General features: G+C 45.4%; 17 protein-coding genes. 13 read left to right on the top strand and 4 right to left on the bottom strand.

Annotated elements, in window-relative coordinates; genetic code table 11:
* Positions 1-216 precede the first annotated feature (216 nt).
* The 7 genes from TW81_RS10205 (at position 217) to TW81_RS10175 (ending at position 8,826) form a co-directional block, all read left to right on the top strand.
* Positions 217-990 (top strand): RelA/SpoT domain-containing protein, encoded by a 774-nt coding sequence (locus TW81_RS10205; RefSeq protein ID WP_045955594.1) that lies wholly within the window; start codon positions 217-219, stop codon positions 988-990.
* A 110-nt stretch (positions 991-1,100) separates the two neighbouring features.
* Positions 1,101-2,072, top strand: coding sequence for a DUF3187 family protein (locus tag TW81_RS10200; protein ID WP_045955593.1), 972 nt, complete (start codon positions 1,101-1,103; stop codon positions 2,070-2,072).
* A 114-nt stretch (positions 2,073-2,186) separates the two neighbouring features.
* Positions 2,187-2,897 carry a histidine utilization repressor gene (hutC, locus tag TW81_RS10195; protein ID WP_045955592.1) on the top strand — a complete coding sequence of 237 codons (711 nt, stop codon included), beginning with the start codon at positions 2,187-2,189 and terminating at the stop codon, positions 2,895-2,897.
* 107 nt (positions 2,898-3,004) lie between these two features.
* Positions 3,005-4,216 carry an imidazolonepropionase gene (hutI, locus tag TW81_RS10190; protein WP_045955591.1) on the top strand — a complete coding sequence of 404 codons (1,212 nt, stop codon included), beginning with the start codon at positions 3,005-3,007 and terminating at the stop codon, positions 4,214-4,216.
* Positions 4,209-5,207, top strand: coding sequence for a formimidoylglutamase (gene hutG / locus TW81_RS10185; protein ID WP_045955590.1), 999 nt, complete (start codon positions 4,209-4,211; stop codon positions 5,205-5,207). Before hutI ends, hutG begins: the two co-directional genes overlap by 8 nt.
* Positions 5,208-5,296: 89 nt before the next feature.
* Positions 5,297-6,799: a histidine ammonia-lyase gene (gene hutH / locus TW81_RS10180; RefSeq protein ID WP_045955589.1), complete on the top strand. Its 1,503-nt coding sequence runs from the start codon at positions 5,297-5,299 to the stop codon at positions 6,797-6,799.
* An 11-nt stretch (positions 6,800-6,810) separates the two neighbouring features.
* Positions 6,811-8,826, top strand: a complete 2,016-nt coding sequence (locus TW81_RS10175; RefSeq protein WP_239424320.1) for a urocanate hydratase — start codon at positions 6,811-6,813, stop codon at positions 8,824-8,826.
* A 286-nt stretch (positions 8,827-9,112) separates the two neighbouring features.
* Here the strand turns inward: TW81_RS10175 and TW81_RS10170 are convergent, their stop codons facing one another.
* The gene (locus TW81_RS10170; protein ID WP_045955587.1) at positions 9,113-9,574 is read right to left on the bottom strand and encodes a methyltransferase family protein; all 462 of its coding nucleotides are present in this window, start codon (positions 9,572-9,574) and stop codon (positions 9,113-9,115) included.
* A 65-nt stretch (positions 9,575-9,639) separates the two neighbouring features.
* Positions 9,640-12,672 (bottom strand): D-2-hydroxyglutarate dehydrogenase YdiJ, encoded by a 3,033-nt coding sequence (gene ydiJ / locus TW81_RS10165; protein WP_045955586.1) that lies wholly within the window; start codon positions 12,670-12,672, stop codon positions 9,640-9,642.
* A gap of 205 nt (positions 12,673-12,877) precedes the next feature.
* Between ydiJ and TW81_RS10160 the strand changes: the two genes are divergently transcribed.
* The 6 genes from TW81_RS10160 (at position 12,878) to TW81_RS10135 (ending at position 18,236) form a co-directional block, all read left to right on the top strand.
* Positions 12,878-13,558: a DUF3334 family protein gene (locus TW81_RS10160; protein WP_045955585.1), complete on the top strand. Its 681-nt coding sequence runs from the start codon at positions 12,878-12,880 to the stop codon at positions 13,556-13,558.
* A gap of 159 nt (positions 13,559-13,717) precedes the next feature.
* Positions 13,718-14,401 (top strand): DUF2786 domain-containing protein, encoded by a 684-nt coding sequence (locus TW81_RS10155; protein ID WP_045955584.1) that lies wholly within the window; start codon positions 13,718-13,720, stop codon positions 14,399-14,401.
* Positions 14,402-14,701: 300 nt separating this feature from the next.
* A complete protein-coding gene (locus TW81_RS10150; protein WP_045955583.1) occupies positions 14,702-15,370 on the top strand; it encodes a YiaD family glycine zipper/OmpA-like lipoprotein in 669 nt (222 codons plus the stop codon).
* 145 nt (positions 15,371-15,515) lie between these two features.
* Entirely contained in the window at positions 15,516-16,544 is a 1,029-nt protein-coding gene (locus tag TW81_RS10145) for an SEL1-like repeat protein (RefSeq protein ID WP_045955582.1), read from the top strand.
* 169 nt (positions 16,545-16,713) lie between these two features.
* Positions 16,714-16,899, top strand: a complete 186-nt coding sequence (locus tag TW81_RS10140) for a hypothetical protein (protein ID WP_045955581.1) — start codon at positions 16,714-16,716, stop codon at positions 16,897-16,899.
* 152 nt (positions 16,900-17,051) lie between these two features.
* The gene (locus TW81_RS10135) at positions 17,052-18,236 is read left to right on the top strand and encodes a GGDEF domain-containing protein (protein ID WP_045955580.1); all 1,185 of its coding nucleotides are present in this window, start codon (positions 17,052-17,054) and stop codon (positions 18,234-18,236) included.
* Here TW81_RS10135 and maiA read toward each other — a convergent pair.
* Together maiA and TW81_RS10125 are read right to left on the bottom strand one after the other, a co-directional pair.
* Positions 18,187-18,843: a maleylacetoacetate isomerase gene (maiA, locus tag TW81_RS10130; protein ID WP_045955579.1), complete on the bottom strand. Its 657-nt coding sequence runs from the start codon at positions 18,841-18,843 to the stop codon at positions 18,187-18,189. The genes TW81_RS10135 and maiA overlap by 50 nt on opposite strands.
* The gene (locus TW81_RS10125) at positions 18,836-19,849 is read right to left on the bottom strand and encodes a fumarylacetoacetate hydrolase family protein (RefSeq protein ID WP_045955578.1); all 1,014 of its coding nucleotides are present in this window, start codon (positions 19,847-19,849) and stop codon (positions 18,836-18,838) included. Before TW81_RS10125 ends, maiA begins: the two co-directional genes overlap by 8 nt.
* Between the last annotated feature and the right edge of the window lies 1 nt (position 19,850).

Here is a 19,850-nt window from a genome sequence, read left to right as displayed (position 1 = left end):
AGACTTTGTAACATCTTGAAGATGAACCTTTAGTCAGAGACGTTATCAAACTCTTCGTAATCAAATGAGAAGCGGCTCAAAGTTTTGTATTCAAGCCAAGGGACAGCTATTGGAATCTGTATCACTGCCCCAATAATTTGATAGAGATGGATAGTGTTAGCGATTGAAACTTTTTTCGACACCTTTTAGCTAAGCCTATACATCTAAGGAGAGTGAATGAGCCTATTTTTGCGAACAACGGCCCTGATGCTTTTAATTCTCAGTCGCGCCCCAGCATTTGCCGCTATTCAAACCGAGCCAAGTGGCCAAGACAAAAGTGCGACTAACCAAAATGAGGTATGCTCCAAAGCCTTCAAACATAACCTAAGTGGTTTGTACGGCATTCAATCTATGTCGACTTCGCCAACTCAACCATACTCAGACTTCGACGTGCTTTACAGCAAAGCACATCAAGCTCAAGCCGAACTTGAGACCCTGTGTAAAAGCACCGCACTTCTCACATCAACAGAATCTTACTTTGCTGGCGTTAAATCCGCTGACCGTGCAAAAGAAAAAATCACATACGAATTAGGCGGTCAAGCCGAACGCATCACTGACCTCGCCCGAGCCACTATCGTTGCCGATGACATCGAAGGTCTGATGTCTGCATACGAAGTGTTAAACCGCGAAACGACTATAGTAAAAGTCAAAAATCGCTTTAAAAAACCCGCGGCATCTGGATACCGAGATCTCAACATTCTGGTCCAGTTGCCGAAAACTAAACTGATTGCCGAAGTCCAACTTCACCTCAAAGCCATCGCTGATGTGAAAAGCGGTGCCGAACACGATATCTACGAGCGAATCCAAAAAATTGAGCGGGCGGCCTTCGTTGAAGGTCGCCGTTTTCATGAGTTTGAATTGGCGCAAATCAGCAAAATGCGCAGTGAATCTAAAGCGCTGTATCAAAATGCATGGCAGCCATATATCACCACGCATTTAAGTGCGGCTTAATCTAGTGTGGTTTACTTGGTAAAACAAGTAAGCCATTCTTTTTAGCAAAGCGATGCCTCCTTAACTATATTTTTATCAAACAGATAATAATAAAGTTTAGGGTGATGAAGATGCGTGAGTTTTGGCTTTTTATCGGTACTACGTTTGGTTTGTATACTTGCAGTGCCCTTGCAAATGATGGTTATGGCCCGTTAAACATCTATTCACAGTCCCCTCTTCAGACTAACGTTTTAGCACCTCAAATCCGATCTGGCTTCTCATTACATCCTGACCAATATGAACTTTATGGTAGCGCGACCATTTCCAGTGTCTGGGCGATAACGGCAAGTTATGAGCTCGATTACTATCAAAATCAACTCTCGATGGGGGGAAAGTGGCAACTGAACTCAGACTGGCAGTTGGATGTTCAATATCGCTGGAACTTTGCTGCCAATAATCATCTCGATAAACCAACCATGGCCTTTCATGATATGGTCGGCATTGACCAAAATGGCCGTGCTGAAGCAGACAGGCATAGATTTGTGATTGATATGCCTGCGTATGGTGTTCAAGAAGCTAACTTTAACGGTCAAACTTTAGGTAGTGCAATAACGAGCTATCTACAATATCAAGCCTACAGTGATGAATCTCATGGCGTGTCATTCGGCCTATCACTCTACTACAACGATACCAGCAACGGACTGTTTAGCGCTTCTCGCTTTGAACAAAGTGGCCAAATCAATTATGGCTACATTAATGACAAGCACGCCTTTGATACCTCACTTGCTATCACGCTACGAGAAACTCCCACTGACTTCGAGTCAATGCCTTTTCGCAGTTCGACCTGGACTTTCGGGGCGAGCTATCGCTACCAATGGTTTGAACACCATACCTTAATTGCTCAATTGACGATCAATCAAGGATTACTCGATGACACAAGTGAATTCTCCAAACCTACCACTGAATTTGTCTACGGCTACCGCTATACACTCAAGAACAGCGCGGTTGAACTGACCGTCGTTGAGAACATGTTCCACGCCGACAACAGTACGGATATTGCCTTAGGTTTAGCATTCCGCTATCGATTTGGCGCTAACGCCTAAACTAGGTCTAAAATGGGTTGATCGCGCAAATTAGTGTCGAATTTGACGGCAATCCTTGCATTTATGGCGTAAATACATAACCATTTGTATAGTCAAATTAAAAGTCTAGTAACTATGAGTAATTCGCCGCTATACCTCCAAATCAAAACCTATATTACCCAGCAGATAGAACAAGGCTATTGGCCCGTAGGCCATAGAATCACCACGGAACTCGAGCTGACCAAACAGTTCAATGTCAGTCGTATGACGGTCAACAAAGCCATTCGTGATCTTGTCTCTGAAGGTCGACTTGTCAGACGTCCCCGCTTAGGCACCTTTGTCTGTGCACCAGATGACAAAGCGGAATCTCCCCTACTTGATATTCGCAATATCGCAAAAGAGGTGGAACAACGCGGAAAAATCTATAGCAGCAAAGTCGTCAAACAAATTGCCCTCTCCGCTGACGATGCGGTCGCAATGAAATTGGGCGTTATGTTGGGCAGTCATGTTTTTTATAGCGAAATCATTCACTTTGAAGACAAATCTCCGATTCAACTTGAAAATCGTTGGGTTAACGCGAGCTATGCACCTAACTATCTAGAACAAGATTTTTCGCAAATAACCCCTAACCAATACCTTTCTGAAAACTGCCCATTAAGCGCTATTGAGCACACAGTAGAAGCGATTGTGGCTGATGTAAAGGTACGCGCGGCGCTGCGACTTGGGGTAAGTGAACCCTGTTTACTACTCAATCGACGGACATGGAGTGAAGACAAGCTCGTTAGTACGGCTTTACTCTACCACCCTGGCACTCGATACAAATTAAGTTCTAAGGTTCTCCTATAATATAGAACGATATACTTTTCTATTGATCACATTTTTTCAACATGCGACTTGATCAAATAGTATAATTAAACCATTATTTGTATATACATTTAAATCGAGTATTGATTATGAGCCTCTCAGAAGACTTAGTATTAATAAATGCCAAGTTAGTAACCATGACGCAAGACAACGACGGCTATAGCGTTTCGCCGCTGTGTAACCTGCACATAAAAAATGGGGCTATCCATTCGATTACTCACGGCCATGTCGCAGCAAGTGATGTTTTTGACTGTCAGGGAAGGCTCGTTACCCCTGGCTTTATTGATTGTCACACTCATCTAATCTTTGCAGGTAGCCGCGCAGATGAATTTGAAAAGCGCTTGCAAGGCGTTCCGTATCAAGAAATCGCCAAGCAAGGCGGTGGCATTTTATCAACCGTTCGTGCCACAAGACAGGCAAGTGAACAGCAGCTCATCGAGCTCGCACTGCCCCGTTTAGAAGGACTGATTCGCTCTGGTGTCACTTCCGTTGAAGTTAAATCCGGTTATGGTCTGACACTCAATGATGAACTGAAAATGCTGCGCGCCGCTAAGGCGTTAGAAGGCCATCGAAAAATTCGTATTTCGACAACCTTACTTGCTGCTCATGCACTGCCACCTGAGTACACAGGTCGCGCTGATGATTATATCGACTACGTGTGTAATGAGATCATTCCTGCGGCAGCAGAAGAGAAACTCGCCTCCAGCGTCGATGTATTTTGCGAGTCGATAGGCTTTAACCTCAAACAAACCGAAAAAGTCTTCCAAGCGGCGATCGATAATGGACTCGCAGTGAAAGGTCATACCGAGCAACTTTCTAACCTTGGTGGTAGCGCATTAACCGCAAAGTATTCGGGATTATCCGCCGATCATATCGAGTATTTGGATGAAGAAGGTGTGATTGCATTGGCGCGTTCTAACACAGTTGCCACATTACTGCCTGGTGCTTTCTACTTCTTAAGAGAGAAGCAGCTACCCCCAATCGAAATGCTACGTCATCACCAAGTACCGATGGCAATTGCGACCGATTTGAACCCTGGCACATCACCTTTTGCTGATTTGACTATGATGATGAATATGGGTTGCACGCTGTTTGGTCTAACACCAGAAGAAACCCTACGCGGTGTCACTAACCATGCGGCTCAAGCCATAGGTCTTGGCGATAAAATTGGCCAAATCAAACCCGGCTTTGAAGCAGATTTAGCCATATGGGATGTCGAACACCCTGCCGAATTTAGCTACTTCCAAGGCGCACCACGTTTGGTTGCCCGTCTTGTTGCTGGAGAGTTTGATTATGCCTAATCCTTTAACCACCAACCAAGAGTTTCATTGGCAAGGTCGTCACGACGCAGAAGATGGTGCGCAAGGAAAACGCGTCCATCACGTGATTAAGCAATGTCAGGTCGATCAACTGCAACCTTACCAAAATGCGGTTAGCTTATTGGGGTTCTGTAGTGACGCGGGTGTGGCGCGTAACAAAGGCCGTATTGGTGCCAAACGAGCGCCTGATTTGATTCGTCGCGCGCTTGCAAATATGGCGTGGCACAAAGAAAGTGCGCTGATTGACCTAGGCAATGTTGTGTGTGATGACGACAAATTAGAACAAAGCCAGTCTCACTGTGCCTCTGTTATTGCTACCGCACTCAAATCCACGCCAGTGATTACACTCGGTGGTGGGCATGAGGTTGCATGGGCGTCGTTCCAAGGGCTAGCGCAATATTTCGAACACCTCAATCCAAGTAAGAAGCCTAAGATTGGCATCATCAACATGGATGCTCACTTCGATCTCAGAGCATTCGAAAGCGAGCACGCCGAGGTTAAGCCAAGCTCAGGAACACCGTTTAATCAAATTCAACACTATTGCGCGAAAAAAGGCTGGCCTTTTCACTACGCCTGTTTGGGTGTCAGTCGCGCAAGCAATACCGAAGCACTGTTTAAACGAGCAGATAAACTCGGCGTTTGGTACATCGAAGATAAAGATCTCGCGCATTTAAATCATGTTTACCATCTGACTCAACTGCAGCACTTTATCGACAATTGTGACTACATCTATCTCACCATTGATTTGGATGTCTTTCCTGCTGCTACCGCACCGGGAGTCAGCGCGCCTGCCGCACGAGGTGTGAGTATCGACATGCTCGCCCCATTTATCGACAGAATTTTGCATTACAAGCAAAAATTGGTGATAGCAGATATCGCAGAATACAACCCAACCTATGACGTAGACAGCCAAACCGCTCGGTTAGCCGCTCGTCTTTGTTGGGACATTGCGAACGCTTTCTCCGAAAAATAACTACCCAGAACTCAGTGGCAATGATTGGTGCAAGATAGCGCCCTAGCCATTTGTTTGTCTGGATAACGTGAACCACAAGGAGCCTTACCATGACGTTTAGATACGGTGTTGATCGTTTAGATCTTGATACTGTAAACGGCATCGCGAATGGACACATCAAAGCAATACTGTGCCCTGAAGCCTTAACAAAAATTAATGTCAGCCGTGCCAATGTAGATAAGATGGCCAACTCTGATAAAGCAATTTATGGCATTAACACCGGTTTTGGGCCGCTGTGCGATACGCAGATATCACCACAAGAAACGCATTTACTACAAAAAAATCTGCTTATCACCCACGCGGTTGGTGTCGGCAATCCGATCGAAAAAGCAATTTCTAAGTTAATGCTAATCACCAAAGTTCATGCCCTTAGCCAAGGTTTCTCTGGTATACGCTTGGAAGTAGTAGAGCGCATGCTTACTTTCCTCGAATTAGACCTCATTCCGGTGGTCCCTGAACAGGGTTCTGTGGGTGCATCTGGCGATTTAGCGCCTCTATCACACCTCTTTTTGCCACTAATAGGCGAAGGTGAATTCTGGCAGGATGGTCAGATAAAGTCTGCCAAGGCTGTACTTGAGGCCAATGGGTTAGAACCATTGGAGCTGCATGCAAAAGAAGGTTTAGCCTTAATTAATGGTACTCAATTTATTCTATCTCATGCCATTACAGCATTAACAAAAATGCGTTACCTGTTAAATCTTGCAGACGTCGCTGGCGCTATGAGTATTGAAGGTATGCAAGGTAGTGAATCACCGTTCAGAGACGAATTACACCAAACGCGAGCTTTTGTTGGCAACTTAGAAGTCGCTGCGCGTATGAGAAGACTGCTTAAAGATTCTCAAAACATGGCCTCTCATAGTAACTGTGGTCGCGTGCAAGACCCTTATTCGCTGCGATGTATTCCGCAAGTTCACGGCGCTTCTCGTAATGCCTACTATCACTTAGAAGAACTTGTTGAAATCGAGATGAACTCAGTGACCGACAATCCGATCGTTATCAGTAGCGAAGAAGCCATTTCTGGTGGTAGCTTCCATGGACAACCATTAGCTATGGTTCTCGATTATGCGGCGATTGCAGCTGCAGAACTTGGCAATATTGCTGATCGTCGTTGTTATCTTTTATTAGAAGGGCTTCATGGTTTACCGCGTCTATTGACTTTAGCAGGTGGTCTCAATTCAGGCATGATGATCCCTCAGTATGCGACAGCAGCGCTAGTAACAGAAAATAAATCACTCTGTTTCCCTCCATCGGCTGATAGCGTACCTACCTCAATGGGCCAAGAAGACCATGTCTCGATGGGCAGTATTTCAGGTAGAAAACTCAATCAAATCTTAGGCAACTTGGATAAGATTCTTGCTATTGAGCTCATGTATGCCGCTCAAGCACTGGAATTCAGAAGACCTAATCGTTGCTCTGATCTTATTGAGAAAAACTTCGAATTGATCCGCACTAAGGTTGCTAAGCTCGAAGAAGATAGGCTATTGAAACCTGATATCGACGCGATGGTGGAGTTAGTGAAATCCCAAGCTTTCACTGTGAGTTTTGACGCTTAATTTTGGAGTAAATGATGACTTTTGAACTCAGCTTTCAAGAACAAATTAAACAGGGGATCCCTGAGCAGCTGCCACCGGCAAAAACTTATCCGGTGAATGTTAACCGTGCTCCCAAGCGCAAAGATATTCTCAGCACAGAAGAGAAACAACTCGCCATTCGCAATGCCCTTAGATACTTTCCCAAGGCATGGCACCAAGAGCTTGCGCATGAGTTTGCGCAAGAGTTAAATGCCTTTGGCCGCATTTATATGTATCGCTTTAAGCCGAATTACTTAATGAAAGCGCGAGCAATAAGCGACTATCCAGCAAAATGCCAGCAAGCTGCCGCCATTATGTTGATGATCGATAACAACCTTGATCCAGCAGTTGCCCAACACCCAGAAGAGCTTATCACTTATGGTGGCAATGGGGCTGTTTTTCAAAACTGGGCGCAATACCTGTTAGCAATGAAATACCTGAGTGAGATGGAGAGCGATCAAACCTTGCACCTGTACTCAGGGCATCCAATGGGGTTATTCCCTTCTTCGCCAGAAGCCCCTCGTGTTGTAGTCACCAACGGTATGATGATCCCGAACTACTCTAAGCCGGACGATTGGGAAAAATTTAATGCGTTGGGCGTGACTCAATATGGTCAAATGACGGCTGGTTCATTTATGTATATAGGCCCTCAAGGGATTGTTCATGGCACAACCATTACCGTTATGAACGCTTTCCGCAAGGTGTTAGAAGCAGGTGAACAAGCTAAGGGCAAAATATTCCTTACCGCTGGTTTAGGTGGCATGAGTGGAGCACAACCTAAAGCAGGTAACATTGCTAAGTGTATTACTGTTTGTGCAGAAGTTAACCCTAATGCCGCGACTAAACGACATCAACAAGGCTGGGTTGATGAACTCATCGATAATATGCCTGAGCTGATTAAGCGCGTCAGAGTAGCACAGGCTAACGAAGAGGTCGTCTCTATTGCCTATATCGGTAATGTGGTTGAGGTTTGGGAATCGTTCCTAGAAGAAGAGATCTTTGTTCACTTAGGCTCAGACCAAACGTCACTGCATAACCCTTGGTCTGGCGGCTACTATCCAGTTGATATTAGCTACGAAGAGTCTAATCGTTTGATTAGAGAAGAACCGGACGTATTCAAAGAAAAAGTGCAAGCGACATTGAGACGCCATGGCGCTGCCGTCAACAAGCATACCGAGAAGGGAACTTACTTCTTTGACTATGGTAATGCCTTCTTATTAGAAGCCTCGCGTGCAGGCGCTGATGTTATGGCAGAAAATGGCATTGATTTTAAGTACCCTTCTTACGTGCAGGATATTTTGGGGCCAATGTGCTTTGACTATGGCTTTGGTCCATTCCGTTGGGTTTGTACTTCAGGTAAACCGGAAGACCTCGACAAAACAGATCAAATAGCAGCACAAGTTTTAAGTAATATTATGCAAAGCTCCCCTGCTGAGATCCAGCAACAGATGCAGGACAATATTACTTGGATCAATGACGCTAAAGCCAATAAGTTAGTCGTAGGCTCACAAGCAAGGATTCTGTATGCCGATGCTCAAGGTAGAATGGAAATCGCTAAAGCCTTTAATGATGCCATTAATCGTGGCGAAATTGGCCCTGTAGTCCTAGGACGAGATCATCATGATGTCAGTGGTACAGACTCTCCATTTAGAGAGACGTCAAATATCTATGATGGTAGCCGCTTTACTGCTGACATGGCTATTCACAATGTGATTGGTGATAGCTTCCGTGGTGCCACTTGGGTTTCAATCCATAATGGTGGTGGCGTAGGTTGGGGTGAAGTAATCAACGGCGGCTTTGGTATGCTGCTCGATGGTAGCAGTGACGCAGAGCGCAAGCTTCAATCCATGCTTCTATTTGATGTGAACAACGGCATCGCTAGACGTAGCTGGGCTCGCAATGAAGAGGCCAACTTTGCTATTAAACGAGAAATGGAAAGAACACCTAAGCTACAAGTAACCCTCGCTAACTTAGTTGACGATCAAATTATTGATGACTTAGCTATCTAACCTTAATACTAATAACCAACGGCATAAATAGGTGTTCAGATAATTTATGCTGTTTGGTATCACATGCTACGTCCAAACTAAGGGCGTAGCATTCTTATCTAAATAAGAAAAAATCAAACGCTCACGAATTACTTATGAAAAGCGATTGAATCCGCAAGAACTTTTGACGCTTGTTGTGCACTCATGTTGCAGTTCACAAACTCCCTCTCGACCAAATAAATCGCGCTTTGAACGTCACTCGATACCATATGGCTATGCGTGAGCCGCCTCGAGAACGATGAAAATTCTAAATCCAGCGTCTAACTCTTTGTTTATAATCCAAATATTGCTGACCAAACAGTCTTTCCAAAGCCTGTTCCTCTGGAACGATCTGAAAACGATTCATGTATAAGATAAAACCAAAACTCACCACGATAGCCAGTAAGTTCTGTTGCCAATAAGCAAAACCAAACAGCAGTAAATACAGCGCAAGATACATTGGATTGCGGCTATAACCAAAAACCCCTGTATCGACCACCGCAGAGGCGTTGTGGACTTTTACCGGGTTCACTGTCGTCTTGGCACGTTTAAATTCATAGACGCCTGCGAGGCCAAATAGACCAGATAAGATAAAACACACAATGAACACTAAGGTATTGAGCGGCAAGTTGAACGAAAAATCACGTAGCTCATGACAGATGTGGTTGATGACCACAAAAAACAGCACGAAAACCGCAACCGGTGGAATCTTTGTTTTGAGTCTCTCCATTAAGGTTCCCTACATTTTCAGCCCCTAAATAAATAGCTCAGCAACAAAGGCTGAGCTATTTAAGTTTAGATTATCTTCAGTAACGCTTGGAGTGGATGGGCAACTTTCACATCTTCAAAGCGCTTAACTTGGCTTCGACATGAGTAACCCGTGATCAAACAACGCTCTTTTGGTAGATCTTGCAAGCGAGGTTTCCAACTCAGCGCATAAATATCTTTCGACATCTGAAGCTTGTCCACCTCGTGGCCAAAGGTGCCCGCCATACCACAACATCCGACGGGTACTGTCTCGAGGCTAGCACCGAAATGAGCAAAAATCGCGCCCCACTCTTTCTCGGCATTTGGCATCTTGGTTTTCTCGGTACAGTGCGCGAACAGATACCAAGGCTGTTGACCATTTGCAGGTCGCTTATCAAACTCTGCAAGCTTAGGCTCTAACCACTCATGAACCGTAAGTACCTGAAAATCGCCCCGTTTGTCACCTAAAACCTCTTGGTATTCGTCGCGATAGCAGAGAACTAGGGCTGGGTCGACACCAACCAAAGGGATCTCAATGTCGGCGACTTGCTGCAAAAACGCGGCGGTATTTTGGGCATTGGCGGCAAACTGCTTTAAAAAGCCCTTGATGTGCTGCGCTTTACCGTTCGGTTTAAAGGGGAGTAAAACAGGTGTTTTGCCCAGCTTAGCCGCTAAGGCCGCAAAATCTTCAACCACTTGTGCGTCATAGTAACTGGTAAACGGGTCTTGCACGATAACAACGTGATTGGCTTTATCTTGCTTTGATAAAGCTGCGAGTTGTTGTAAATCAAACGGCTTCAGTGCCGTTAATCGGTTTGCCAGCGTAGGAACTGACAATAACGGAGAATCAACATAGCCGACTGATTTGGCGGTTAAATCTTGCACCCATTTTTGCTTTAACGCGCCATTAACCAGCTTTGGTGCTTTAGCTAGCACTGGCAACAAAGATTCAATATTGGCAACCAAGTAATCTTTGGCAGGACGTTGATAACGCGAGTAGTAAATATTCAAGAATCGCGAACGGAAACTCGGTACATCCACTTTAATTGGACACTGGCTGGCACACGCTTTACAGGCCAAGCAGCCGTTCATTGCTTCATACACTTCGTGTGAGAAATCGTACTCGTGCCTTTTATTTACGCTATTACGCACGCGGTCAATCATGGTTTTTATCGATGGGCTTGCTTCCAATGTTTGCTTTTCAAGGTCAAGAATATCAATACCTTGTTCAGTCAACTGGCGCAGCCATTCGCGTACTAACCCCGCCCGGCCTTTCGGTGAGTGGCGGCGGTCCGCGGTCACCTTCATCGAAGGACACATAGGTGAAGCAGTGTCATAGTTGAAGCATAAGCCGTTACCATTACATTCCATCGCCTGCTTAAAACTGTCACGAACTTGCACATCAATCTGACGATCATAGTAGCCACGTTTGGTGTCTGTTACCTTGACCAACTCTTCGCTACTTTCAAGCGGCGTACAAATTTTGCCGGGGTTCATCTTGTTGTGCGGATCAAACGCAGCTTTTACGCGGCGCAGTTCAGTAAACAACTCAGCGCCGAAAAATTCAGGCCCATACTCCGAACGATAACCCTTACCATGTTCGCCCCACATCAAGCCACCATATTTGGCGACCAGCTTTACCACCTCGTCAGAGATTTCATGCATTAAAGCTTCTTGTTTCGGATCACAAAGATCCAGCGCTGGGCGTACGTGAAGTACCCCGGCATCGACATGGCCAAACATGCCATAGTTTAAAGACTTGGCGTCGAGTAACTCGCGAAACTCGACGATAAAATCAGCCAAGTTTTCTGGTGGAACACAAGTATCTTCAGCAAAGGCGACTGGTTTGGCGCGCCCTTTCGCAGCGCCTAACAAACCAACGGCTTTTTTGCGCATGTTGTAGATCCGACCAATGCTCGCGACGTCACTACAAACCTGATAGCCAATAATGCCCGCTTCATTGCTGGCTAACATCACCTCTAAACGTTCTGTTAGTGCCTTAACCAGCGACTCAACTTCTTGTTCATCCTGACCGGCAAACTCGACCATATTGATCCCTTGCATATCTTTGCCAGGAACATCTGTTAACAAGTCACTGACCGTATGCCAGACAATATCTTGTTTAGCGAGGTTAAGGACTCGAGAATCGACCGTCTCAACAGATAAAGCGCTCGCTTCAACCATAAAAGGGGCATTGCGCAAGGCAGAATCGAAGCTGTTGTATTTGACGTTAACTAGAGTTCTGGCTTTCGGAATCGGTGTTAGGTTAAGTTTCGCTTCGGTGATAAACGCCAGTGACCCTTCCGCACCGCACAACACACGCGTTAAGTCAAACTTATCTTGTTCGATATCGAGAGCATTTTTTAGATCGTACCCAGTGAGAAATCGGTTTAGCGGTGGAAACTTAGCTTCGATTTGTGGCCTTTTATCACGACACACTTGCTCTGTGACATGAAACGCTTGATAAGCATACTCGCCCTCCTGAGGCAATCCACTCGACAAATCAGATTCTAAGCACGAACCGTCAGCAAAAACCGCTTGCAACGACAGAACATGATCAGAAGTCTTACCGTATTTCAGTGACCCTTGACCGGAGGCATCAGTGTTCACCATACCGCCTATCGTTGCACGGTTACTGGTTGATAAGTCAGGAGAAAAGAAATAGCCGTATGGACGAACAATATCATTGAGCTGATCTTTAACCATACCCGTTTGAACACGAACCCAGCCTTCTTGCTCATTGATTTCGAGTACCTTGTTCATGTGACGAGAGAGATCAACGACAATGCCTTTGGTTAATGACTGACCATTGGTTCCTGTACCGCCCCCGCGTGGTGAAAACTTGATCCGCTCATAGTCAGATTGGTTGCCAAGCTTAGCAATCAAAGACACGTCTTCGGTCGTTTTTGGATGAACAACTGCCTGAGGTAATTGCTGATACACGCTATTGTCAGTAGAGACCGCTAAACGGCTAGAGAATTGGCTTTCGATATCACCACTGAATCCCGCGGCTTTCAGTTCTTCTAGAAAGGTGAGTACGATCGGATCCACATCCGATTGAGAATGTAATCTTGGTAACATTTGCTTCCTGCCCCCTACAACGCCGATCCAATCAGCAGTGGGTTCGCTTCAGTTTAAAAACTATTATTTGAATCAGGTCACTTTACAACATTTAAAAGGGTGATCAAAACAGAATTGCAGTGTCAGAATGGAACTTATCGCATTTTTTTCCCACACTTAGAGTTATCAGACACACTTTAAGCGTCTCTTATTGAGCGAGTCATCCATGAAAAGAAATAAAATCATTACAACAGAAGATATTCTTTTGAAATTATGCCAGTCCGTTTCTGGCGTTTTAACCTCAGCAACGAGCTCGCAGATTACCTACTCAGCCATGGTGCAAAAGATCACGAAAACCAGCTTAAAACCGGATTTCGGATGTTTTGTGCTTTTCGATGGCGGATTCTCTGGTCTTGTCGTTATCAATTTCACCTCAAAAGCCGCGCTTGAGGTTTACACCAATTACATGCGCAACATGGGCATGCCTGATGAAGAGCTTGCCGTTCTGCACACATCAGACGAAGTGGCGGATGTACTCGGTGAACTAATGAACCAGCTAGTGGGGCATTTTACGAATCAGGTACGTAAAGATCTGCAAACACATATTACCCAGAACCAACCCAAAATGCTGTCATTGAACAAACAAGTAAACTTGTCTGTCGATACCAATTTAGACCGCCCTCAAGCACGTCGCGTTACCTTCTCTACCGAACACGGTAATATTTTCTATCTTGAGCTAGCAATGGACAAAACTGAGTTTATTCAGTTAGAAGAATTTGAAGTCGCGGAAGATGAGTGTCCAGATGACATTTTGGAACAGGCTCAACAGAAAATGAAAGCTAAGGCAGAGCAAGATAACAAGCAAGACAGCAATGCCAATGATCTGTTGGATGAACTCGGTATCTAACCCCTAAGCAATAGATCGGTTATTTTTAATTATGCCACTGCTCAGTCAGTGGCATTTTTTATCACCTGAATCACCTTATAACTATATCTCATTTCCGTTTTGGGCTAGAAACAGCTAAAATGTCCGACTTTGCCAAATTAGCGAGATTTGATTCGGTCGATGGATAAACAAAAAGCCCTCAAGAAAATTGCGAAATGTTTAGAACTTGGTAACTCTGCCAACGTCAACGAAGCCGCAAATGCGATCAAGATGGCTCACCGTCTAATGCTTAAATACGGACTAGATAAGGACGATATTGAGTTCATCAAGATGGGGAAAACGCAATCGACTCACCTACTCCCAGCTAATGTGGGTTCTAACTTGCTAAGAATCATTCGTGGCATCAACACCAAATTTGGTGTCGAAGCGGTGCTTCTCAATCATAAAGGCTTAAAGCGCGTTGAATTCATTGGCGAGGCTGACCGAGCTATCTTCGCCGCGTTTGCATTCGATATTATCTACCGTGAAATGAACGAACAAACTGGCCGCTTTCGAAATGGTTTTGCGGGTACAGGCACACCGACCGCAGAAGTGACTCGCAGAGTAAACTCGTTTCTATCTGGTTGGGTAGAAGGCGCATTGGAAAAACTGCCTATCATCAGCCCAGATGAGGACTCAGCGAAAAAGATTGATGATTACATCGACAAAGAATTTAAAAATATCGATCGCGAAACATTTAAGCAACAGCTTAGAGAAGCGATGAAAAATCTAACCGCAGATTACGAAGTCGGCTTAAAAAAGGGTCGCACAGTTTCCGTCAATCGCCCAATCAATGGCGCTCAAGCACCAAAAATGCTCCGCTAGCAAACCCCTCGTTCAGCCAGCGTTAATATTCAGTCAATTAAACTTTGTTGTCTTGACATAAGGAATGCCATCAGCTTTATTGATGGCATCCAAAGCTCAGACACTGTCGTCTGACACCATCATAGTAACGAACTGGACTGACGACGCCTAGGCTTTGCTCTCCAAAGACTACTCATAGCGCACGGATTGCGGTTGGCGAGTTAAACTGCCTGAACTATCCTCACCTGCATCAGTAACTTTGACCGCAAACCCTAAGTAGAGTTGCTCTGGATTGATACGAGAATACACGGAGATGTTATCGTGAAAAAGATTACCGCTGCTCTAGCAATCGCTATTGCCCTTTCAGGCTGTCAAGCGACCCAACGCCAAAACGCCACCACGGGTGAAACAGAAACAAACTCAGCGACACAAGGCGCATTGATTGGTGCTATCGCAGGTGCTGCTGCAGGGCTAGCAACCGGTGATGATGCGGATGAGCGTAGAAAACGTGCCCTGATCGGTGCGGCAGGTGGCGCGGCTGTCGGCGGTGGTATTGGCTACTACTTCGACCAGCAAGAAGCCGCACTGCGTAAAGAACTGCTCGATTCCGGCGTGCAAGTCGAGCGAGTTGGCGAAAACCAACTGCTGCTGCGCATGGAGAATGGTATCGGATTTCAAACCAACTCATATCAGTTAGATCCGACCATTCACAAAACGCTTCGTGGCGTGGCACGCATCCTAGTTGAATACCCTGATACCAGTCTTGTAGTTGATGGTCATACCGACAGCACAGGTAGCGATACTACCAACCAAATTCTTTCGGAGCGACGTGCAGAGTCAGTACGTGGTTATCTGGTATCACAAGGCGTGGCAACGGGCCGCGCGATTGCCCGAGGCAACGGTGAACGCTACCCATTGTGTTCAAACAGCACCACTCAAGGCCGAGCCTGTAACCGACGCGTTGAAATTCAGATCTTACCTCTGAAATAATCTCGATCTACAGCGGCAAAAATGGCATCTTCGGGTGCCATTTTTATGTCTTGCTATCGATCACTAACAATTTTTGTCTATTTCTTCCGTTCCATTGATATACTTAGCAAATACAATCACTTTACCTTAGCTATAAGAGGCTGATTTGCGCACTCTATTCCTTCTACTTGTTATCTTTTCTTCAATGAGCCAGGCTCAAACCGTAGAAGCACTCATTCAAAGCGCACAAAATAACAATCTTCATGCTCAATTCGAACTCGCAGAAAAATATGCTAAAGGGCAAGATGTAGAGCAGTCAGATTCCGAGTCCTTTTACTGGTATCAACAAGCGGCAGAGAACGGCAACACAAGCGCTGCTGCAAAGCTTGGCGAAGCATACTACCAAGGAATCGGTACCAGTATTGATATTGAAAACGCGATTTTTTGGCTCAGTAAAGCTGCTTTGGCTGGCGATCAACATGCGACTCTGCTGCTCGGCCAGCTCTACGAAAAAACAACGCTGCAACCAGACAATCTCGATTTAGCTAAACTTTGGTATCAGCAAGCCGCCAAGGAAGATCCTAACGCTGAAGATGACTATGCACGGGTGCTCGAACAACAGTTCAACAATCGCAGAGCAAAGCAAGTAGCGGCTATCGACCAACTGGAAGTCGCGTTCGACGGGCAGAATATAGAACTCAGTCCCAAAGCTAGGTCAATTTCGGAAAGTGAACAAGCTCAAAACGCCCCCATCTACGCGTTAACAGCGCTACTATTAATTAGCCTCGCCGTAATCGCGTGGTTAATACGAACTAATCGTAAAGTGCTGAACTCTTCTCTCGCGACTGATTCTGATGTGCAACGACAGCAGGTTAAACTGGATCGAGAATTGAGGCGTAAAGATGAAACGCTAAAACAACAAAAACGTCAGATGGAGGCCATGTATCGCCACATTAAAAAACTTCAGGCGCAAGAGAATGGTGTCAGCAATAGTAACCAAACTCAGGACAAACCTATTACGCTAGCTTGCGCAATGTTTGGCTTTAATCCAGCCAAGCTCCCTGAAGAGAAACAGATCAAAATTCGCTATAAGCAACTTTCAAAAATATATCACCCTGATCTCAAGGGCAGTGAAGATGAAATGAAGCTTTTAAATCAGGCGCTTAAGGTCATCCTCAAGCACGTTAACAAATAGTTACAAATACAATCTACCTCAGCTACATTTTTTCGACAGGGCTTATAAAACAAAGCCGCGCAATCGATCACTCTCGCATTCCTCGTAACAAATAGTTAACCATATACAGGTATTCATGCCATAATTCCCCGCGAAAATAACACCTAGCAAATAAGGTGGGGAGAAGACTATGTTTACAATCGAAGGTGTATGCGATTGGTGCAAGAAACCAAGCATGTTAACCAAGCATGAATATGTTGATGGAAAAAGTCATTGCTCATGTCAAGAGTGCAACGACCTAGCGACACTGGATGTACGCCAATTCAACATTGCCGAATTACAGTTCCGTGAGCGCCAACTCAGCGCATTACGTTAATTCGCATTCATTCTCCAAAGACGAGTCTAAGGCCACCGATTAAGGTGGCTTTTTGCATTCTGGTCATAAGCATCAATTCTATTAACACTTTATTTACACCGTAAGTCGATTAAGGTAGGTTCAAATCAAAAGTAAACAAAAATGATGGCTTAATGGACTCAAGTATCACATTTGAGATAGAACGAAGAAAGCATTTGGAAATGTTAGATGCTTTTCCTTTGATCGCAATTTTACAAAGTGGGCTTGCCGCTTTGGTGCTCAGTGTCTCTGTGTTTAACTATGGAATTTCCACCCATAGCATTATCTGGGCGATGCTATTTATCGTAGTCATCTCACTCCGCTATCTAGTAGACCGCTATCTCCGCCCTCTCATCGACAACGGCTCAATGAAGCAAATCCACTGGATAGGGATGCTGATTGCACGTTCGCTGGTGGGCTTCGTCTGGTCATTAGGCTCAATCTGGTACATTCAAGTTGCCCCCGAGCAAAACCTGCTTGCCAGTACTATCTGGTGTACCGCCCTCGCCTTTGCAGGCACCATATTCCACATCAACTCAGTTTCCGTACTGAGAGCCTATTTTTGGTCACTCATTCTGCCACTCGTCATCTATTTTTCGCTTGGCTTAAATCGACACTTCGAGGCTTTTATTCTGGTGCTATGTGGCGTCATTTACATGAGTTTGTACACACGCACTTTGCACAACAAAGCCATTGTTAGGATCAAAGAAGCAATCGAGAAAGAACAGCTTATCCGCCAGCTGTCGGAAGCAAACTTATCAATCAAACAACTTGCCGAGCAAGATGCATTAACACTATTAAAAAATCGTACCTACTTTAATCAGAAGATAGAAACCATCTGGCAAAGAACCCAAAAGTACCAACAGACCTTATGCGTAATCTTGTTTGATATCGACCATTTTAAACCCTTCAATGATAATTATGGCCATGTCGCGGGCGATAAAGCCTTACGTAGTGTCGCCAAAAGGCTCACGTTTATCGACTTGGAAGCTGAGTACAGTTTTTTCGCGCGCGTCGGTGGAGAGGAGTTTGTCGCCGTGCTGCCCAATACCAGTTTAGACAAAGCCATTGCAATCGCAGAGCTAATCAGGCTTGAAGTAGAAAGCGCGTCCATTCCCCATCAACACTCATCGTGCTCAAATGTCATCACTATCAGTGCAGGCGTGGCGATCAGTTCTGCCAATGAAAAGTGCTCTATGATTGAGTTAATGGAACGCGCAGATAAAGCCCTCTATCAAGCGAAAGAGGGCGGAAGAAATCAAATTGCAGTTATGAACCTGCGTTCGCATCTGGCTGCACCTCAGGAGCAGCCCTCTTAAATGCATCGAGATCATTGAGTGACATTGTCACTCTTTCTATTATTGGATAACCGCTTAAATCAACATTAAAACGATTGGCGTTGTACACTTGGGGAACTAAACACACATCCACTAGTGTCACTTCATCACCCACGCAATATTGACCACTGCTGGCTGCTAAACGAGTTTCTAACGCGGAAAACCCTTGGTGAATCCAGTGGTGATACCATTGGTTTTTGTCCTCATCGCTTACATTCAACTGACCAGAAAGGTACTGAAGAACACGCAAATTATTGAGCGGATGAACGTCTATGGCGATGTCTTGCGCAAGCGCTTTCACCAAGTAACGACGTTGCGGGTCCTGCGGTGTGAGTAACTGGTCTGGGTACGTTTCGTCAAGATAGTCTATGATCGCGAGCGATTGATTCAAGACCCAATCACCATCGACCAACACGGGCACGAGCTGATTGGGGTTCAATTGTTGAAACTCGGCGGAGTGTTGCTCTCCGCCATTTTTAATCAAATGAATTGAGCGCTGCTGATAGCTTAAGCCTTTTAGGTTGAGCGCGATTCTCACCCGATACGCCGCGGAAGAGCGCCAATAACCATACAGCACACGCTCACCCATACATCACCACTTGTTGGTCGATAGCGCCAAATATAGAATTGCCTTGTGCATCTTTCATTTCTAACTTGATTCGGTCACCAAACTTCATAAAGCTTGTTGATGGCGAACCATCACGAATAGTCTCTATCATCCTCACTTCAGCAATGCAAGAATACCCCACGCCACCTTCAGCAATTGCAGTGCCATAGTCAGTGCCCTGTTTGTTCGACACGGTTCCCGACCCAATAATCGCACCTGCTGATAGCGGACGGGTTTTGGCTGCGTGTGCTATCAATTGTGGAAACTCAAACGTCATATCCACCCCTGCATTTGGACAGCCAAATGGTTGGTCGTTGTAGAAGCTCAGCAAAGGCAAACTGACCTTTCCGCCATCCCAATCCTCACCTAACTCATCTGGTGTCACCGCAACGGGCGAAAACACTGATGAGGGTTTAGATTGGAAAAAACCGAACCCTTTTGCCAGCTCATTGGGAATCAACCCACGCAGAGAAACATCGTTGACTAACATGACAAGGCGAATAGACTGCGCTGCGTCTTCTGCTGAGACACCCATCGGGACATCCCCCGTCACCACCGCAACTTCACCTTCGAAATCAATCCCCCACTCTTCGCTCGCAACTGGAATGTCATCGCAAGGTCCAATAAACGTGTCTGACCCACCTTGATACATCAGAGGATCAGTCCAAAAACTCGGTGGCATTTCAGCACCACGAGCTTTACGCACCAATTCAACGTGATTGACATACGCAGAGCCGTCAGCCCATTGGTAAGCTCTAGGTAGTGGTGACTCACACAATGTTGGTTCAAACGGCATTTCGCTGGTTAGTTCACCATTGTTCAATGCCAAATAGACTTCATTCAACTGTGGCTCTACGTGTCGCCAATTGTCCAACGCTTCTTGCATTGTCTGCGCCACTTCCGGCACGGCTACGCATTTAGAAAGTGCCTTGTTGACCACAACCAGTAAGCCGTCACGACTGTCGTTTTTTAGGGTTGCTAACTTCATA

The sequence above is a fragment of the Vibrio galatheae genome, from assembly GCF_000967545.1.
GTDB classification, from domain to species: Bacteria; Pseudomonadota; Gammaproteobacteria; order Enterobacterales; family Vibrionaceae; genus Vibrio; species Vibrio galatheae.
Note: the sequence above shows the minus strand (reverse complement) of the source record. Positions and strands in the feature narration are given on the sequence as shown.

Bases quoted from the DNA above. Each gene is read 5' to 3' on its own strand.
- TW81_RS10170 (WP_045955587.1), bottom strand. From the start codon at position 9,574: ATGGAGAGACTCAAAACAAAGATTCCACCGGTTGCGGTTTTCGTGCTG.
- hutI (WP_045955591.1), top strand. From the start codon at position 3,005: ATGAGCCTCTCAGAAGACTTAGTATTAATAAATGCCAAGTTAGTAACC.
- TW81_RS10140 (WP_045955581.1), top strand. From the start codon at position 16,714: ATGTTTACAATCGAAGGTGTATGCGATTGGTGCAAGAAACCAAGCATG.
- hutH (WP_045955589.1), top strand. From the start codon at position 5,297: ATGACGTTTAGATACGGTGTTGATCGTTTAGATCTTGATACTGTAAAC.
- maiA (WP_045955579.1), bottom strand. From the start codon at position 18,843: ATGGGTGAGCGTGTGCTGTATGGTTATTGGCGCTCTTCCGCGGCGTAT.
- TW81_RS10175 (WP_239424320.1), top strand. From the start codon at position 6,811: ATGATGACTTTTGAACTCAGCTTTCAAGAACAAATTAAACAGGGGATC.
- TW81_RS10160 (WP_045955585.1), top strand. From the start codon at position 12,878: ATGAAAAGAAATAAAATCATTACAACAGAAGATATTCTTTTGAAATTA.
- TW81_RS10205 (WP_045955594.1), top strand. From the start codon at position 217: ATGAGCCTATTTTTGCGAACAACGGCCCTGATGCTTTTAATTCTCAGT.
- TW81_RS10125 (WP_045955578.1), bottom strand. From the start codon at position 19,849: ATGAAGTTAGCAACCCTAAAAAACGACAGTCGTGACGGCTTACTGGTT.
- hutC (WP_045955592.1), top strand. From the start codon at position 2,187: ATGAGTAATTCGCCGCTATACCTCCAAATCAAAACCTATATTACCCAG.
- TW81_RS10200 (WP_045955593.1), top strand. From the start codon at position 1,101: ATGCGTGAGTTTTGGCTTTTTATCGGTACTACGTTTGGTTTGTATACT.
- TW81_RS10155 (WP_045955584.1), top strand. From the start codon at position 13,718: ATGGATAAACAAAAAGCCCTCAAGAAAATTGCGAAATGTTTAGAACTT.
- ydiJ (WP_045955586.1), bottom strand. From the start codon at position 12,672: ATGTTACCAAGATTACATTCTCAATCGGATGTGGATCCGATCGTACTC.
- hutG (WP_045955590.1), top strand. From the start codon at position 4,209: ATGCCTAATCCTTTAACCACCAACCAAGAGTTTCATTGGCAAGGTCGT.
- TW81_RS10135 (WP_045955580.1), top strand. From the start codon at position 17,052: ATGGACTCAAGTATCACATTTGAGATAGAACGAAGAAAGCATTTGGAA.